Source organism: Photorhabdus akhurstii, from assembly GCF_018448925.1.
In the GTDB taxonomy this organism is placed as follows: Bacteria; Pseudomonadota; Gammaproteobacteria; order Enterobacterales; family Enterobacteriaceae; genus Photorhabdus; species Photorhabdus akhurstii.
Genome location: NZ_RCWE01000012.1, coordinates 14,930 through 31,231 on the forward strand (window position 1 = coordinate 14,930; position 16,302 = coordinate 31,231).

The following is a 16,302-nucleotide window of genomic DNA, read 5'->3' on the forward strand; positions in this document are numbered from 1 at the left end:
TATTTACTAAAAATTAATTTAGATCAACAAAGAACATGTAAAAACATCAAAAACATTTAAAAAATTAAAGTATTTTGTATAAAATACATTATTATTTTGAATGATTAATTAATGGCATGCAGAACTGCTGATCTATCGGGTTATGACAAAAAATTCTATTAAAAATCCTGCAAAACTGTACTAAAAATCTCTCCCTTTCCGACTTTTGCGCTGATGATTAAGAGCATTTATATTTACGCGTGGTTATTTTCTAAAGGTGATAAAATGTAATAAAAAATTCTCGATTATTTCTATTTGTCTGAAACGGCGTGCTTTTCATACACTGAATATAGCCAGACTCTCGACTAACATTCAAATGTCGAGTACAGAACGCACTGATTATTACAGCGCGATATTGTTTATCTGCATTTATAATATTTTGACATTAAAAATAATCAGATATTACTATCAGGGATAGCCTTTTGAGGTGATATATCAGGTATTTTTTTCCTATACCCTATGGATTTCAAGATGTATCGCGGCGGCAAGGGAGTGAATCCCCGGGAGCATAGCGAACTATGTGACCGGGGTGAGCGAGTGCAGCCAACAAAGAGACAACTTGAAAGATGACGGGTATATATAAAATTCTTTTAAAAATACCCATACAAGCTAGTCGGTTTACACCAATGAATAGCTCGTATAAAGTTCAGTCTTTAAAAAAAGTAAAGGGTTCAGTCTGTGGGTAATCCTTAAACATCCCTATCGTCAGCTTGAAATGATTTGCCAGTAGGATTTCTGGTGTATCCAAGATCTTTGGTCGCACTAAAGAATCAATTCCACTGAGCCTATTCACCAATAAAACCACCACCATTATTGAAATTTCAAAAGAACACACATGCAAAATTATATTCTTCTACTACTTAGCCTGGCACTTTTTGGACCTTTGGGTGTCGATGTATTCTTGCCTACCGTCCCAGCTATCGCCGAGGATTTTAAAGTTAACAATGAAGTTATTCAGTCAACGATTTCTTTGTTTTTATTAATTATGGGGCTAGGCCAGTTAATCGCCGGACCACTGGTAGATAAATTCGGCCGTCGACCAGTGGCCCTAACGGGTATCACCTTATATATCATCGGTTCTGTGATCGCAGCGCTTTCTACTTTTCCCGAAATTTTTATTGCCGCGCGAATTATTCAAGGATGCGCTGTCTGCTGTACCAGTGTCGTCTGCGTTAGCGGTGTGCGTGATCGCCTAAACGGTGATGAGGCGGCCAAAGCCTATGGATTTATTAACGGTACGCTAAATATTGTTCCGGCTCTCGCGCCATTACTTGGCGGTATTTTGGCCGAAATTTTCAACTGGCGGGCGCCATTTTGGTTTTTGACTTGCTACTCAGTTATTGCACTACTGATCATTGCCGCCTGGTTACCAGAAACGCGCCCCGCTAATACTAAGACTGTTCACGGGCTACCACTGAAACAATACTTCCAAATTCTTAGCAATGCCCAGTTTATGCATTTTGCCTTGGTTAACGCCGGCATTATGGGCATAGTCATTACCTATGTGTCATTTGCCCCCACCGTGCTGATGACCGAGGGTCATGTATCACCGCTAGCCTTTTCATTGATTTTTGGCGGCAACGGACTCTGGGCGATGATCGCCTTCCTAACCGTAAACAAAATCATCCATCGAATTGGTCGCCCTGGCTGCCTGCTATTAGGGGCAATTCTGATGGCGCTGGCTAGCCTGTCTCTATTTTCTGGCATGCATCTGCCGACTGTCGCCAGCCAGCACTGGCTAAGCTACATGTTGCCGGTTGCTTTCGCTTGTACAGGTATGGCATTTGCTATGGGGCCTGCGACCAGTTATGCGCTAGAACCTTATTCTGACGAAGCCGGTGTCGCTTCTGCACTGATAGGATTCGTCCAGATGGCTGTCGGCTCCTCTCTCTCACTCATCGCGATGGTGTTGCCATTTTCGCTCAAACAGTCACTGGTGTTAATCATGCTACTCGGTACCGCGCTAACCCTGTCAGCACACCTACGCAGTCGTAACCTGAAAGGACGGGTAGTTTCGCTAGAATCTTAAATATCTGTCACACACCTAACCCCATCATCTGCATCAGTTGCTGTGCTTGCTGAATCGCCTCTTGGCGATTCGCAATTCCTAGCTTCTGATACAGATTCCGTATATGCGTCTTGATAGTTGTCGTCGCCACATCCAACTCTGCGGCTATCTGATCATTACTGTAGCCTGAATAAATCAATCCCAACACCTGCCACTCACGTTGTGTCAGCGGACTATTACGAATAAGCTCAGGAACATCGGGATGTGTTAGCAACTGTGTGACAAAACTTTCATCAAAATGGGCGAATTTATGGCGATGTTGACGGTTGATATCCCGCAGAATGCGCTGTGCACGATGCAACTCCAATTCAGACAAGGTATTGAGTTGAATAAGCTGACGTAGCTGTTGAGCCATCAACTCACCTTCAATGACAAAATGGCTAATAAATCCGGTACGGTTAGCCAGAGCCAATGCTTCGATAAGCGCACTCTGTGCTTCGCTTTTGCGTCCTACATACCAGTAAAGCAAGTTACACAACAATAAATTACGGTTCAGATCGCTAATTAATTGCAATTTTCTCGCATGCTGATTCAGTGTATCCAAAATGGACTCAGCCTCATCATACAAACCAAGCAAAATCTGAACACGAGCAATATTGCGCCACTGGCCCTGATTAAAATGATTACTGACGCTTTCTGGTCGCTCGGTCTGTGCCAACCACCGAATAGCGGCGCTTTTGTCGTCCATACTCTGCCAAATGATGACTCGCAGCTTGTCAGTATTCGTGCGCCAATCTCTATGATATTGCCCATTATTTAGCAGGTTTTCACAACGCGCCAGATAACGGCGGGCATTATCAATATCTCCTCTGGTCAGAGAACATTTAGACAACTGGGTCAGACACTGCAACTGCTGTTGAGGTTGGAAGTTAGACAACACCTCCAGCCCACGACGCGCAGCCTCTTCGGCTTCATCAAGACGAGACCAGCACCACAAAAGCTGTGAACGGATACGCAACAAAAATTCATGCATTGGCAACTGCTCCAAATGCTGTTCACGGATCAATTCAAACGCCTTGCTCTGCGTTTCATAAGCCGTTTGCAAATATCCCTGAGCCAGTAAAATCTCACTTTGCTGCAACAGCGCCCACAACGCATAGTGATGAACATGGAAACGACGCGCCAACTGCTCGGTTTGTTGCATCCGCGCTAATGCATCAGCCAACTCACCTCTACAATGTAATACTTCCCCTTCCACGGAAGTCGCAACAATACGACTGTATTCATTCTGAGGAAGCAGTGCCGCCAAAGCTTGTTTCGCCAACTTATCAGCCATCTCCGGCTTACCGCTGTTCATCGCCACCTGAGCCCGTAACGCGTCGAATTCAGCTAGCAGATCCGGCTCAATGGCAATTTGTTTCTGTTGCAGTGCCTGTTCCGCCTGATTCAACAGTGTATTGACCTCTGAATAACGATGTTGGCTTTGGGCCAGCCAAGCTTGAAGCAGCACCAGACGCGGATTCTCCAATAGCTGCTCATAAGGCAGCGCATTCATACACTCTTCCAACAGAGATAACTCACTGTGGTTAAATAGCGACCAAGCATGCTGCAACAAAATATCGCGTAACATGGCAGTATCACCCGCCGCCAAGGCATGATGAATCGCCTCGCCCGGATACCCTTGCGCCAGCCAACCTTCTGCGGCCGCACGATGCAACTCCGGCAATTGCAACGCCATTTCCCATTGACAGCGTTGACGTAGAAATGAAGCAAAAAGCGGATGAAAGCGAAACCATTCGCCAGAGTCATCCATACGCTGGATAAACAACCCCTGACGTTCGGTTTCCTCAAGGCGCTGCTGACCATTCTCTTCACCGGTTAGACGAACAATCAAACCATCATTCATGGAACGTAGGATAGAGCTGCGCAACAAAAATTCACGCGTCGAACTATCCACCTGATTAAGTACCTCATCCACCAAATAATCGGAAAGATGGCTGGCGTTAATGCCCGATAAGCGCTTAGCCGATAGTTCAGCGGCATCACACGACTGCCGCGCTGACAGCGCAATCAGCTGGAGCGCCGTTGCCCAACCCGCCACTTCATTGCATAGGCGCTTACAATCGTCAGCGTCAAGGGATGTGGTTAACCGCTTATCAAAAAATTGCTGTGTTTCTTGATAATCAAAAGCCAGTTGCTGACTGTCAATTTCCAGCAATTGCTCACGCACCCGCAGATTAGCAATCCCAAGAGAAGGCAAATTACGCGATAAGATAGTTAACGTCAGATTCTCAGGCTGGTGACGCAGGAAAAACCGCATAGCCTCATGAATAATGCTATTGACAATCAGATGATAATCATCAATCACCAGAAAAATGGGTCGCCGCCATTCATTAAGTTCAATAAATAATTGAGCGAAAAGCGCGGGTAAATTGGCATATTGATGTTTTTGGGCCAACACTTCACTTTTAACACAGTGTCCCTGCGTAGCCTGCTGCAACGCCGCGATAAGATAGCTGGCAAAACGTTCCGGCTGATTATCGCTCTCATCCAAAGAATACCATCCCAGATTATCCTGCCCGGCGGCCCACTGAGAGACCAATGTAGTTTTGCCGTAACCTGCGGGACTGGTTACTAGCACAAGACGATAGTTAAACGACTCATTCAATCTGACTAACAGGCGCTTACGCAAGACTGTATTATTCAGACGAACGGGACGACTCAGTTTTGATGGGATAAGCATTAATTTCCGTGCCCAAAGAAGCGATAAGTAAAACCAGCGCCGGAACCATGTGTAATGTTATTAGAAATTTATTTCACGGTCCGTAATGACGTCATTAATCAGCCCAACCAAATTTAGTGAAATAGATGACTTTTGCAAATATGTTTACGAACCCCATAGTATTAAGTTGCGTGCCCTATCACATTCTTGAACAGCAAATTCCATTTTCTACAGATAAGTTATGGAAGCGATTAGCAAATTACCTTAATCGATCCGCTGGAAAAAAATGAACTCAATAAATGCAAAAATGATACGCAATATAGTTACTGGCTACGCCCTTCTACTCCTCCCTGACTAATACCTCTCCAGGATGATGCTTTAGATCCTGAGAGCATTCAGCATAGTGCTTAAATTTCCCTTTTCAGCTACAGGATGAAGACTCCATGCAACAGCCCAGATTAGATAAAGCCCAGTTTCAGGCTGCGCTGACACGTCAATGGCAGCGCTTTGGCCTCGGTTCAGCACAGGAAATGACCCAGCATCAGTGGTGGCAAGCCGTTAGCGCGGCCCTGTCAGAGCTGTTGCCCGCATGCCCTGTTATCAATCATTCCGACCAACAACGCCATGTGAACTACATCTCGATGGAGTTTCTGATTGGCCGTTTGACCGCAAACAATCTGCTTAACCTTGGTTGGTATGAAGACGTTCAGGCTTACCTGGCAGAAGAAAATATTATTCTCAGCGATCTTCTGGAACAAGAAACCGACCCCGCTTTAGGTAACGGAGGATTGGGACGGCTCGCCGCCTGTTTTCTTGACTCTATGGCAACCGTCGGTCAGCCGGCAATTGGCTATGGTCTGAATTATCAATACGGCCTGTTCCGCCAATCCTTTGAACAAGGGCAACAAATTGAAGAACCAGACAATTGGGGACGAGAATCCTATCCCTGGTTCCGCCATAACACTCAGTTAGATGTTGAAGTGAATTTCGGTGGCAAAATCGTCATAACCGATGATGGACGCGAAATCTGGGCGCCTGACTTTACCTTGATTGGAGAAGCCTGGGATCTACCCGTCATTGGTTACCGTAATGGCATTACCCAACCATTGCGCCTGTGGCAAGCAACCCATGCCGAGCCATTTGATCTCGACAAATTCAACGCTGGGCAATTTCTGGCCGCGGAACAGCAAGGTGTTGAAGCCGCTAAGCTAACGAAAGTTCTCTATCCGAATGATAATCATCAAGAAGGCAAACGCCTGCGCCTGATGCAACAATATTTCCAGTGTGCCTGCTCCGTCGCAGATATCCTGCGTCGCCATCATCTGGCGGGCCGCAAAATGGAAGATCTGCCTAAGCATGAAGTGATTCAGCTTAACGATACCCATCCAACGATCGCCATCCCTGAAATGATGCGCATTCTACTGGATAAACACCAGATGAGTTGGGAAACGGCATGGGAGATAACCAGCCATACTTTCGCCTATACCAACCATACCCTGATGCCAGAAGGTTTGGAATGTTGGGACGAGGATCTAGTCAGCCACCTGCTGCCACGCCATTACAGCATCATTAAAGAAATTAACTACCGGTTTAAAAAGTTGGTGGACAAAAACTGGCCCGGCGAGCAAGCCGTATGGGAAAAATTAGCCGTACATTATAACCATCAGATACGCATGGCGAATCTTTGCGTTGTCGCGGGCTTTGCCGTAAACGGGGTAGCCGCGCTGCACTCACAGCTCATCGTTAAGGATCTGTTTCCTGAATACCATCAACTATGGCCGAATAAGTTTCTCAACGTGACAAATGGCGTTACCCCGCGTCGCTGGATCAAGCAGTGTAACCCGGCACTGTCAGGATTGCTTGACCGTACGCTTAATCGCGAATGGGTTAACGATCTTGATGCCCTTAAAGCACTTGAACCCTATGCAGATGACGCCGCTTTCCGCGAAGAGTACCGAGCTATCAAACAAGACAACAAGATCCTGCTATCCAATTATGTCAATAAAGTAATGGGGCTTAAGCTAGATCCAAGCGCCATTTTTGATGTGCAAATTAAACGATTGCATGAATATAAGCGTCAGCATCTGAACCTGTTGCATATCCTATCGCTCTATAAACAAATTCAGGAAAATCCGGCGCTGGATATCATGCCGCGCGTGTTCCTGTTCGGCGCAAAAGCCGCGCCTGGCTACTATTTGGCAAAAAACATTATCTCTGCCATCAATCAGGCGGCGGAAAAAATCAATAATGATCCTATCGTCCGAGATCGCATTAAGATCGCTTTTATCCCCGATTACAAAGTTTCTGTCGCAGAACTCATGATCCCGGCTGCCGATGTTTCAGAACAAATCTCCACTGCCGGTAAAGAAGCTTCCGGTACCGGCAACATGAAACTGGCGCTAAATGGCGCCCTGACCATCGGAACACTAGATGGAGCGAATGTCGAAATTGCCGAACAGGTCGGGGATGACCATATCTTCATTTTCGGGCATACCGTAGAAGAAGTGAAAGCCTTAAAAGCTGCCGGTTACGACCCGCTGAAACTACTCAAGGAAGATCAGCATCTGGACAACATCCTCAAGGCGCTGGCTAGCGGCGAGTTCAGCTATAGCGACAAACGAGCATTCGATATGCTGCTACATAGTCTGATTGAAGGTGGCGATCCTTATCTGGTATTAGCTGATTTTGCCTCCTATTGTGACGCGCATAAACGAATCGATACCTTGTACCGCGATACTCAAAGCTGGACACGCAGCGCCATTCTAAATACCGCCCGGATGGGAATGTTCAGCTCTGACCGGACAATCCGTGATTATCAACAGCGTATCTGGCAAGCAAAGAGATAAGGAAAAATCATGGAGGAGAAAAGCCTCGATCATTTAGCGACCGAGGCTGGCATTGTCGCCAGCTATATTAATGCTTATGGTAAACCGCAAGCGATTCCGGCAGAAACCCGACACTACTTGTTGGATGCGATAAGTGAAAACAAACCGGCCAGCGAGCCGGTTTCCCCCTTGCCGACAGTAAAAGTTTTTACTCAAGGCGAGCACTTCACCATCACCCTGAAAGATGAAGAGCACTACCAATGGCAGATACAGACAGAACAAGGAGAGGAATTTCAGGGGCATTGCCGCCACATATTGACGCTACCTGATACGCTTGCTCTGGGCTACCATCACCTCACTTTGACACAAGAAAACCAATGCTGGTCTGTGCGGATTATCGTAGCGCCCAAACGCTGCTACGAACCAGATGCCCTGCAAAGAAGAAAAAAACTTTGGGGCGCCTGTGTGCAACTCTACACCCTGCGTTCAGAAAACAACTGGGGAATCGGCGATTTTGGCGACCTGAAACACATGCTGAAAGAGATAGCAGCACGCGGAGGCGCCTTCATCGGGTTGAACCCATTGCATGCATTGCACCCAGCCATGCCAGAAAGCGCCAGCCCCTATAGCCCCTCTTCACGCAACTGGCTCAATGTGATTTACATTGACGTTAATCAGATTGAAGATTTCAAACTCAGTGAAAAAGCACAGAGTTGGTGGCAATCACCAGAGACTCAACGCACGTTACAGTATTCCCGCGGCACAAAATGGGTGGATTACACCACAGTGATGGCGTTGAAAATGGCAGCACTGCGTCTGGCACATCAACAATTCAGTACGCGCCCAGAACACGATTCCCAACAAACCGCTTTCCGCCAATTTGTCATTCAGGGTGATGAATGTCTCTACTATCAAGCCGCTTATGACGCCCTGCATTGCCGACTATATGCCGAAGATAACTCCTATTGGGGCTGGCCGGTATGGCCGGAAAAATACCGCGATCCGCACAGCGAAGCCGTACAAACATTTTGCCAGTCTCACCCACAGGAAGTGGAATTTTTCCTCTGGTTACAGTGGCTGGCCGATACTCAACTTGCAGACTGCTTTGCACAAAGCCAAACAAGCGGCATGCCGATTGGGCTTTACCGTGATTTGGCCGTCGGCGTAGCGGAAGGCGGATCGGAAACCTGGTGCAACCGGGTTGTCTACTGCACTAAAGCATCAGTGGGAGCGCCACCGGATGCTCTTGGGCCACTGGGTCAAAACTGGGGCCTCCCCCCCATGAATCCTCATGTTTTGCAAACCCAGGCTTACCAACCGTTCATTCAACTGCTGCGCACAAATATGACCTATTGCGGCGCGCTACGCATTGACCACGTGATGTCGATGCTCAGGCTCTGGTGGATTCCCTATGGCGAAACCGCCGACAAAGGAGCATATGTACACTACCCGGTTGATGATCTGATGGCGATTCTGGCATTAGAAAGCCAACGCCATCGCTGTCTGGTTATTGGTGAAGATTTGGGAATTGTACCGGAAGAAATTGTCGGCAAACTGCGCGACAGCGGTGTCTATTCTTATAAAGTGCTCTACTTTGAGCGTCATGGCAATGGAGAATACCGTGCGCCTGAGGATTACCCGATACAAGCAATGGCGACCATCACCACCCATGATTTACCGACCTTGCGTGGATTTTGGCAAAGCGCCGATTTGATACTTGGGGAATCACTCAAGTTATATCCTGATAAAGACCTGCTTCAAGGGTTACATACTGACCGTCAAGCGAGCAAACAAGGGTTATTAGAAGGCTTACATCGCAACGGCTGTATCCCGGAACATATCGGTCACATAGCAAAAGAAATAGACATGTCACCGATAATAAACCAAGGGCTACATCGTTATATCGCCCACAGTGCCTGCGCACTACTGGGCCTACAACCCGAAGATTGGCTGGATATGGACAAACCGGTCAATATTCCAGGTACGGTCATGGAATATCCTAACTGGCGACGTAAATTGAATACCACTCTGGAAACCCTGTTTGGTGATGATCATGTCAACCAATTGCTGAAAGATGTAGATAGATGCCGTAAAAAAACGGGAATAGCCAGAGGTTAAATGCCGTAACGTCTATTTCTCCTCCGAAAGCATTATCCTGTCCAGTTTAAAGGATGGTTTTAATCTATAAACCATCCTTTATATTGCTGACTGTTAACACCTTGATTACCAACGTTAAGTTTTCATCAAGGATAAAACAGGCATTCAGAAAAGCCTTTTTTATCTGTCAGTGTGGTTTTAAAAGCTGGATAAAGAAGCCAAGCGTGCCCCGGAAAAAACAGGTAAAAACTTTAATCATTAAAAGTAAAAAGCAGTGATTAAGGCTTTTTTAAAGTGGGTAAAAAATCCGATACCATACTGATATTAGAAGAGAAAACATTAGAAAAAACAGGTTTTAGATTGATTAAATAAGGCGAAAAAAAAAATAACAGCGTTAAACCGATAACAAGAATATATCTTAGCAAAACATTTAACAGCATTAACAGCATTAACAGCATTAACAGCATTAACAGCATTAACAGCATTAACAGCATTAACAGCATTAACAGCATTAACAGCATTAACAGCATTAACAGCATTAACAGCATTAACAGCATTAAAAGCATTAAACGCATTAAACGCATTAAACGCATTAAACGCATTAAACGCATTAAACGCATTAAACGCATTAAACGCATTAAACGCATTAAACGCATTAAACCTATTTTATTAAATAAAAGATTTTTCCTGACTGCAACAAGTTTACGAAAAATAAGAGACTATAATTGTAGAAAACCGAGCGGCATTTAGATTACCCCCTAAAAAGCACGAGTATTTAGCAACATTAAAAATGATTAAAGAAATCGGCGTTAATCTTAATACCGTTAGCTATCTGCTACCCTCATTGGTTTTAAACCTAAAAATCAAATATAGAAAAAGGAGAAAACAGAAAAATTAAATATCAGTTTAATGAAAATAAGAACGTTAAATACGGTTCAGAAAATGTAAAAACCATTAAACCTACCACAGTTAATCAATAAAAATCATTTATTAAGCAGATTTAAAATTAAAAACAAACAGCCTGTAAGAATGAGAACCACAGTTCAAGCTTATCATATTTTTAATATTATTTTTTACTTACATTTCCATTTTACCGGTGATTAACCAGATAAGGATTAAGAAAATGAGCACTTCATTAATGCCAACTTTTTAAAAGGTATAGCGTGACTAAAAACAGCCTCTTCTTTGCTATGTTTAAACATTTATCAGCAATACTATTACATTTAGTCGAAATTCACTAACCATTAACCGAGAGTTGAAAAGCAATAATCACGTAAAATAACATTAATAGAATAGATTAACGCTCAAGTATTTTCTCACCATCATTTTACGAACAAATCAATAAAAAATGTGATAAAAAAGAGATAAAACGATTAATCTAGCCGGATTTAAATGCTAGAAAAGAGTTATCCTAAAAAGCATTAATGGTGTTTTTATACTATCAAACTATTGATTAGTGATTTATAAAGAAAAGATAAAGGGTGATTGATTTATAAAAACTCGCAGAATTGCCAGTAAAACAGTATTGGTAAAACAATGTGGGTAAAACTATATCGATAAAACCATGTCGATAAAACAATATCTATAAAACAATGTCAGTTAAAATAAATCGGATATGATTAATGTTAGTTTAAACGTAAAACCACGATATATCAAAATGTTTAAATTTAGCAAAAAGCATATAGCCAAAAGATAAAAAACGGTTAAAACCAGATACCGATTAAAATCATACGTTAAAAAAATAACTTTTAATCCCAGTTTAAAACCTGCTCTGGTTTTACGGGTATTTCAATTAAAGGCTTTATACCCTATGGATTTCAAGTTACATCGCGGCGGCCAGGGAGCGAATCCCCGGGAGCATAGATAACTATGTGACCGGGGTGAGTAAGTGCAGCCAACAAAGAAGCAACTTGAAAGATTACGGGTATATAAACCATCCTTCATATTGCTGACTGTTAACACCTTAATTACCACCACTGAGTTTTCATCAATGATAAAACCGGTATTCAGAAAAGCCTTTTTTATCTGGTCAGTGTGGCTTTAAAAGCTGGAAAAGAGGCCAAACTAACCACGAAAAAACAGGTAAAAACTTTAATCATCAAAAGTAAAAAGAATTGATTAAGGATTTTTAAAAGCGGGTAAAAAATCCGATGGCATTCGGACATTGGAAGAGAAAACATCAGGAAAAACGGGTTTTAAACTGATTAAACAAGGTGAAAAGATGGCAGTGTTAACCTAATAACAATAATATATCCTATCAATCAGAGACCATAACTGTAGAAAACTGAGCGGCCTTTAGATTAACCCCAGAAAAGCAAGAATGTTTAGCAACATTAAAAATGATTAAAGAAATGGGCGTCAATCTTAATACCGTTATCAGTTCTGCCACCCTCACTGGTTTTAAACCTAAAAGATAAAATACAGAAGACAGAAAACCTAAATATCAGTTTAATGAAAATAAGAACGTTAAATACAATTCAGAAAATGTAAAAACCATTAAACCATTAAACCATTAAACCATTAAACCATTAAACCATTAAACCATTAAACCATTAAACCATTAAACCATTAAACCATTAAACCATTAAACCTACTACAATTAATCAATAAAAATCACTTATCAAGCAGATTTCCAATTAAAAAACAGCCTCTAAGAGTGAAAACCACAGATCAAGTTTATCATATTTTTAATATTATTTTTTACTTATATTTCCATTTTACCGGTGATTAATCAGATAAGGATTAAGAAAGTAAGCACTTCATTAATGCCAACTTTTTAAAAGGTATATACCCGTCATCTTTCAAGCTGCCCCTTGCTATGTTCAAACATTTATCAGCAATACTACCCTTCACTTATTTTATATTTACTTAACCAACCATGACTATTTAAAAACACAAACAGGGGGAGGTTAAATACTTCATTCAACAGACTGATTTAACACAATGAATCAAAGTTTTCAGTAGCGTGATTAATGACATTTAATCGAAATTCACTAACCATTAACCGAGAGTTGAAAAGCAATAATCACGTAAAATAACATAATGAAATAGATTAACGCTCAAGTATTTTCTCACCATCATTTTACGAACAAATCAATAAAAAATGTGATAAAAAAGAGATAAAACGATTAATTTAGCCGGATTTAAATGCTAGAAAAGAGTTATCCTAAAAAGCATTAATGGTGTTTTTATACTATCAAACTATTGATTAGTGATTTATAGAGAAAAGATAAAAGGTGGATGATTTACAAAAAACGCAGAATTGCCAGTAAAGCAATACGGGTAAAACAGTATTGGTAAAACAATGTGGGTAAAACTATGTGGGTAAAACTATGTCAGTTAAAATAAATCGGATATGATTAATGTTAGTTTAAACGTAAAACCACGATATATCATAATATTTAAATCTCGCAAAAAGCTAATATCCAAAAGATAAAAAAACGATTAAAACCAGATACCGATTAAAATCATACGTTAAAAAAATAACTTTTAATCACAGTTTAAAACCGTCCTTTCAATTAAAGGCTTTAGCATTGGATAATTATGACCGTACTTTTACCGGTCGGGCAACCACAATTAACAAGGTGTCCCTCCGGCGCGACAGGTATTCCTTGTATATTGAATAAGTTAGAACCTTCCGCAATCGCGCCGGTTTGTTTACAGGCGGGACAAAACACCGGGGTACCTTTACAGGCAACCGAGAGTTGTTAGTTTACCAAATCGGAACCATTTAAAACCTCGCCTCCGGTTGTTGTGGTATCGCCTTTAAGGATAATTTTTTTACTTTCCACGACACTGCGCATTATTTTCCGGCGAATATTTTCTTAACCCTTTCAGCTCATGACGGTGAAAACGCAGGTAGGTACCAAACTCTTCGCGAAAGCGCCGGTAGCAGGCCAAAATGCGTTGCTTTTTCTCCTGGGTGTAACCCTGTTTAAAAAACAGGGTAATTGAGAGACCCAGTCGGGAAACAGTCAGCCCATCGGCATTACTAAAAAGAAAAGAGGTCAGTTGTGATCTCAACTGTGCAAAGTCATCTGAAATTTCCATCATTTTCTCGGTTAGTTGTAAGGCAGTAGATAATCTGTTATTCCCACATATTTGCCGCTTCCCGGATCAGATGCCAGAGGGTTGTGCCCGGTTTTGTACCTGGAACATCAAAAGACATCGTACCCTGAGCAAAGAAGTACTGCTTGCCCGGCAGGCTATCGGTTTGCCAGATCCCGCTGACCAATGCAGGGTGGTTGCCTTTCAAAGGGGTCACTTGCAGCGGTCCCCGGTCATAACGGGCATACCAGGCTTGCGTGGAAATATCATCGAAATGACCCTCTCCATAAAAATGCAGTGAATCACCTTCTCCCGGAACAAAACGTATCGGACGTATCAACTGGTTAATGGCAAAATAACTCTCCGGGACACTGCCCGGCAGTGGCGTTAAGTCCGGGTATTGACCGGCCCGGATAATCAGGCCATTGGAATAAGAAGTCATCACCACATCCCGGTAGGGGCGCAGCACCTGACGTATCCAGTATTCCCCACCCAGTCGGTTTACAAAGCGTTTGGACAGCAGGGTGATCCAGTTAATGCTTCGGATGGAGTGGGCATAATCGTCCAGCGTGGTGTGAACAGTGGAGTTGACTTGCAGGGCAGGGTAGCGCAGGGCCAGTTGATACTCCAAAGGGAAATAATCATAGTAGTCTTTAGGTAAGACTAGACAGTAACCACAATCTCCCCAGTCAGGTTCAAGCTGTTCACACAGAAAGTCCAGCCAGGCCATAAACCGGGTCATGCCCTCTTGTTCTTTTAGATAATAATCCCAAGGCAGAACCAGACTCAGGTAGGAGCTACTATCGTCACCATCATCCTCATCAGAATCCAAATAACGCATCAGATAATGAGGCGCTTCATCTTCGTTTTTAGCATCACTGACGACCCAACCACAAGGCTGATTTTTTTTCCTGGCGAGAATGCCTTCCTCTATTTTAATAATATTTTCTGGAGAATATTTGCTTAACCCCTTTAATGAATGACTATGAAAACGCAGATGAGTACCAAACTCTTCGCGAAAGCGGTTATAACAGGCCAGAATGCGCAGTTTTTTCTCCTGAGTATAGCCCTGTTTAAAAAACAGGGTAATTGAGAGACCCAGGCGAGAAACAGTCAGTTCATCGGCATTGCTAAAAAGAAAAGAGGTCAGTTGTGATCTCAGTTGGGCAAAGTAATCTACAGTTTCCATCATTTTCTCCGTTAATTATGAAGCGGTGGCGAGTGTCACACTCGCCAATATTGCCAGGACGGCAGCTAACGCGGCGGCGCTGACTGCGGCAGCGGCAGCTAAAATTTCCACCAGTGCAATCAGCGCGGCAGCGACGGCAAGGGTGACAAGGATAACAACGGCAACACCGGCAATAATCACCACCATTTCCAGCATGCCTTCCCCCACCTCTTTCAGTATCTGCATCCAGCTAATGTTTTTAAGCTCTTCCAGGGTGATATCTGAGCCCTGTTGCACCGTCTGCCAGCGGGCTTTTATCTCACTCTCCGTCCAGGTTACGATTTTCCCTGTTTGTGCACTGACCCAGGAAAAAGCGTAGCTGATTTGATGAGTGACCGGATCAATAATCTCTTCACACACCCACTTGCCGGCTTGATTTAACCAGGTACCAAACTGGGCAAGGAGTTCGCGGGTACTGTCGCGGACATAATTCAACCCGTTTTCGGCCAGACCCGCCACTTCCTGTCCGAGGATAACCCAGTCTTCATAGCTGGGTAAGAAAGACCACGGGGAGGTACTGACCAGCGGGAGTTTTTTGGTCAGCGGCTGCGGAATAGTCCCCGGCGCCCCCTCTGCGGGAGGAGTGGGTAAAGCTTCCTCATCAGGCGGCGAACCCGGCGGTAGCGGGGCCAGTGGGATGGGATTTTTATAGTGTTGGGAACCGGGTTGATAATGTTTTCGCCATGCTTCATCATACTGTTTTTGCTCTTCGGTGCGGTTATCGTCGATGCGCATCACCCCAAAGCGAGAGCGGGTCGCAATCCGGATATAATCTTTTTCTTGATCTTCACTAAGCTTATCCCCCGGAAATTTCACTTCAATCAACATCTTTAGATTATCGGGGTGTACGGAGCCATCGAAGTAGGTGGCATTTCTGCCCGGCCAGCGAAGAGCTTCCTCTTTAACCAGAATAATATCGGGACGCCGAATACGCTTAACGCCAAATTTCTCTACATCGTCGGCAGAAGGCCGGACAAACGGATTACTGGATTGCGGTAAGTTATCGCTATAACGCTGTTTAGAGGCCAGACTAGTGGCTAGCATGGGTAGAGGAACATCTTTCCTCCCCCGGATAGCAAACACCACTTCCGCTTTATAAGGCCATAAAAAGTCATGTTTAAGTTCCTCAACCTTAATCAACCCACTCATAATGACTTGATTAAGAAAGCGAATAGCCCCCAGTTTGGTGATAATCATTGCCGGCAGACGCAGGGCGTATTCGGCTTTTCTCGCCAGATAACAGGGATCTTCATCGGCAGGAAAGACCCCTATTTCCATCGTGCAATTAATTGAGGTCACGGCCGGACACATTTTACCGCTGTTAGATATCGCCATA

7 protein-coding genes and 1 pseudogene are annotated in these 16,302 nt (G+C 43.7%); 3 read left to right on the top strand and 5 right to left on the bottom strand.

Going from position 1 to position 16,302, the window contains the following annotated elements; all coding sequences use genetic code 11:
* The first annotated feature begins 874 nt into the window (after positions 1–874).
* Complete coding sequence (locus EAE93_RS14050) at positions 875–2,068, top strand: multidrug effflux MFS transporter (protein ID WP_105399437.1); 1,194 nt, start codon at positions 875–877, stop codon at positions 2,066–2,068.
* 7 nt (positions 2,069–2,075) lie between these two features.
* Here the strand turns inward: EAE93_RS14050 and malT are convergent, their stop codons facing one another.
* Positions 2,076–4,790, bottom strand: coding sequence for an HTH-type transcriptional regulator MalT (gene malT / locus EAE93_RS14055; protein WP_214039920.1), 2,715 nt, complete (start codon positions 4,788–4,790; stop codon positions 2,076–2,078).
* 422 nt (positions 4,791–5,212) lie between these two features.
* Between malT and malP the strand changes: the two genes are divergently transcribed.
* Positions 5,213–7,615, top strand: coding sequence for a maltodextrin phosphorylase (malP, locus tag EAE93_RS14060; protein ID WP_214039921.1), 2,403 nt, complete (start codon positions 5,213–5,215; stop codon positions 7,613–7,615).
* 9 nt (positions 7,616–7,624) lie between these two features.
* The gene (malQ, locus tag EAE93_RS14065; RefSeq protein ID WP_214039922.1) at positions 7,625–9,712 is read left to right on the top strand and encodes a 4-alpha-glucanotransferase; all 2,088 of its coding nucleotides are present in this window, start codon (positions 7,625–7,627) and stop codon (positions 9,710–9,712) included.
* Positions 9,713–13,218: 3,506 nt separating this feature from the next.
* On the opposite strand, the gene EAE93_RS25585 is transcribed toward malQ, so the two are convergent.
* From EAE93_RS25585 to EAE93_RS14085, 4 genes and pseudogenes are all read right to left on the bottom strand, one after another.
* Positions 13,219–13,368 (bottom strand): PAAR domain-containing protein, encoded by a 150-nt coding sequence (locus tag EAE93_RS25585; protein WP_415186292.1) that lies wholly within the window; start codon positions 13,366–13,368, stop codon positions 13,219–13,221.
* Positions 13,369–13,486: 118 nt separating this feature from the next.
* Positions 13,487–13,741 (bottom strand): annotated as a pseudogene (locus EAE93_RS14075) (hypothetical protein); the annotation flags it as partial.
* Positions 13,742–13,778: 37 nt separating this feature from the next.
* Positions 13,779–14,927: a DUF3396 domain-containing protein gene (locus EAE93_RS14080; RefSeq protein WP_214039923.1), complete on the bottom strand. Its 1,149-nt coding sequence runs from the start codon at positions 14,925–14,927 to the stop codon at positions 13,779–13,781.
* Between the two features lie 15 nt (positions 14,928–14,942).
* Positions 14,943–16,301 carry a VRR-NUC domain-containing protein gene (locus tag EAE93_RS14085; protein WP_214039924.1) on the bottom strand — a complete coding sequence of 453 codons (1,359 nt, stop codon included), beginning with the start codon at positions 16,299–16,301 and terminating at the stop codon, positions 14,943–14,945.
* Between the last annotated feature and the right edge of the window lies 1 nt (position 16,302).